The organism is Microbacterium umsixpiens (assembly GCF_053543675.1).
Genome location: NZ_JBLVOH010000201.1, coordinates 22875 through 24415, shown reverse-complemented (window position 1 = coordinate 24415; position 1541 = coordinate 22875). Strand labels below are relative to the sequence as shown.

The following is a 1541-nucleotide window of genomic DNA, read 5'->3' as shown; positions in this document are numbered from 1 at the left end:
CGCCGCCGCCGCACCCGGACAGATCGTCCCGGTGGACTCCGAGCACTCGGCGCTGGCGCAAGCCTTGCTCGCCGGCACCCACGCCGAGGTGCGTCGCCTCGTGGTGACGGCATCCGGTGGCCCGTTCCGCGGTCGTACGCGTGCAGAACTGTCCGATGTGACCCCCGCGGAGGCCCTCGCGCACCCGACATGGGACATGGGACGCATGGTCACGACGAACTCGGCCACGCTCGTGAACAAGGGGCTCGAGGTCATCGAGGCGCACCTCCTGTTCGATGTCGCCTACGACGACATCGAGGTGGTCGTGCATCCGCAGTCCATCGTGCACTCGATGGTCGAGTTCATCGACGGCTCCACGATCGCCCAGGCCTCACCGCCCGACATGCGACTCCCGATCTCACTCGGTCTGGACTGGCCGCACCGCGTCGGAGGCGTCGGACGACCGCTCGATTGGACCACGGCGTCGTCGTGGACGTTCGAGCCGCTCGACGGCGAGGCCTTCCCCTCGGTCGCACTCGCGAAGGCCGTCGGCCGCGCGGGCGGTACTTTCCCCGCTGTCTACAACGCGGCGAACGAGCAGGCGGTGAACGCGTTCCACGCGGGTCGGCTGTCGTTCCTCGGCATCGTCGACACGATCGCGCGCGTCGTCGACGCCCATGATGCACCCGACGTGCTCACCGTGGAGACGCTCGCCGCAGCTGAGTCCTGGGCGCGCACGACGGCAGACCGGATGATCGCGGCGAGCTGAGCCGAACCCGGAGCGACGTCTGCCGCCCCGGCTCCCGGGTCAGTCCTCGTCGGGGTACGGGACGGGCCAGCGGGGTTCGGGAACCGGCCAGCCTGCAGCGCGCAGAGCCCTGCGCGCCAACTCGCGCGCCGAATACGGCGTGCGCACCCCGCGGATGTCGCGGTAGTCCTGGTGGCCCGGGCCTGCCCAGAGGATCGCGTCGCCGTCGCCCACGAGCGCGACCGCGGTGATGATCGCGTTCTCGGGCGGCGAGGCCTCGTGGATCTCGGCATCCGGTCGTGCCTTGCGTGCACCTTCGATCAGCGTCGCGCGGATGGAGGCCGGATCCTCGAAGCGCGGGTGATGGTCGGTGACGACGAGGATGTCACTGCCCTCGACCGCGGTGCGCGCCATGTCGAACCGCTTGCTCGCATCACGGTCGCCGTCGGCGCCGAAGAGCATCAGCACCTTGCCCGGTGTCACGCGGCGCACGGCGGCGAGCGTCTTCTCGAACGCGTCGGGGGAGTGGCCGAAGTCGACGAACACCGCAGGCCCGCGTTCCCCGGACACCAGCTGGGTACGGCCGGGGAGATAGGCGCGGATGCCTTCATCGCGGGCGAGAGCATCGACGATGCGCTGCCAGTCGTAGCCGCCCTCGAGGAGCATCACGATCGCGAGCGCGGCGTTCGCGGCCATGTGCGGGCCGATCACCGGGACCGTGGTCGTGAGGGAGCCTGCCGGGCCGGTCATCGTGAAAGTGGTGCCCGCCGCACGCTCGTCGTCGATGACGACGACCCAGTCGGCGGCCGCCGCC

General features: G+C 70.6%; 2 protein-coding genes. One reads left to right on the top strand and one right to left on the bottom strand.

Annotation, left to right across the window (positions count from 1 at the left end; translation table 11 throughout):
• The coding region (locus ACNPM4_RS17885) for a 1-deoxy-D-xylulose-5-phosphate reductoisomerase (RefSeq protein WP_448986580.1) at positions 1 to 748 on the top strand (748 nt) is incomplete at its 5' end.
• Between the two features lie 39 nt (positions 749 to 787).
• On the opposite strand, the gene ACNPM4_RS17880 is transcribed toward ACNPM4_RS17885, so the two are convergent.
• The coding region (locus ACNPM4_RS17880; protein ID WP_448986579.1) for a glutamate ligase domain-containing protein at positions 788 to 1541 on the bottom strand (754 nt) is incomplete at its 5' end.